This is a genomic window from Arthrobacter sp. Y3223164 (genome assembly GCF_059091005.1).
Genome location: NZ_JBNHGF010000670.1, coordinates 1 through 922 on the forward strand (window position 1 = coordinate 1; position 922 = coordinate 922).

At 73.1% G+C, this 922-nt stretch carries 2 protein-coding genes; one reads left to right on the plus strand and one right to left on the minus strand.

The genetic code is table 11. The features are described from left to right. Nucleotides 1-381, plus strand: a 381-nt coding sequence (locus AC5RUJ_RS17285; protein WP_494156373.1) for a GrpB family protein, incomplete at its 5' end; no start/stop codon positions are given. Between the two features lie 11 nt (nt 382-392). Here the strand turns inward: AC5RUJ_RS17285 and AC5RUJ_RS17290 are convergent. Beyond that, nucleotides 393-922: VOC family protein (locus tag AC5RUJ_RS17290; RefSeq protein ID WP_494156374.1), on the minus strand; the 530-nt coding region annotated here is incomplete at its 5' end.

The window sequence follows — 922 nt, forward strand, 5'->3', positions numbered from 1 at the left end:
GCACTCGCGGCCGCCGGCTTCCCGCGCTGGCCCGGCACCTGGCGCGACACCCCGAGACCACAGCACCCGGAGCCCGGGGACTGGCAGAAAAGACTGCACGGCAACGCCGACCCGGGCCGCGCCGTCAACGTCCACATCCGGGCAGCAGGTTCCCCGGGGTGGCGCTACGCCCTGCTGTTCCGGGACTGGCTGCGGGCCAACCCCCGCGCGGCTGCGGCCTATCTGGCCGAGAAGCGTCGGCTCGCCGGCCAGCATGCGTCCGACCCCTCCACCGGCGCCTACGCACGTGCGAAGGACGACTGGTTCAGCCGGACGGCCGATCCGCAGATGAACGAATGGGCCCGGGACACCGGGTGGAAACCGCCCGCCGTCGGCAGCTAGCGGCGCCCGCCTCACCCCGCGGACGGGGCGAACTGGCTGGCGGTGAACACGGCGCCCTGCGGGTCCCGGATCAGGGCATCCCGGGTCCAGTCGGACGTGGTTTGGCCAAGCACCGTCCCGCCCCGGCGTTCAGCCTCGGCGGCGGTCTCGTCGCGGTCAGCGACCGTGAACGCCACGTGCCAGTGTGCCGTCTCGCCGGGCTGCAGGCCCGTGAGCCACCCGATGGCATCGGCGAATCCCGGCGGGACGTTGATGCCCGACTGGCGCTCGCGGATGCCGGGATCACTGGTCGCCTGCAGGTGGTCGCCGTAGCCGGGGACGCGAATCATGCTGCCGAAACCGACGTCGTCGAAGCGCCAGCCGAAGACCTCTCCGTAGAAGGCCGACGCTGCGGCGGGATCGGCGGCGTGCAGGTCGCTGAAGTTCCAGGCGCCCGGCATATTGACCGCCTGGGCACCCGGCCGGTTCCGCGCCTGCCAGAGCCGGAACGGGACGCCGGCCGGATCCGCACACAGCGTCGCCCGGCCGCCGTCACCTGCGT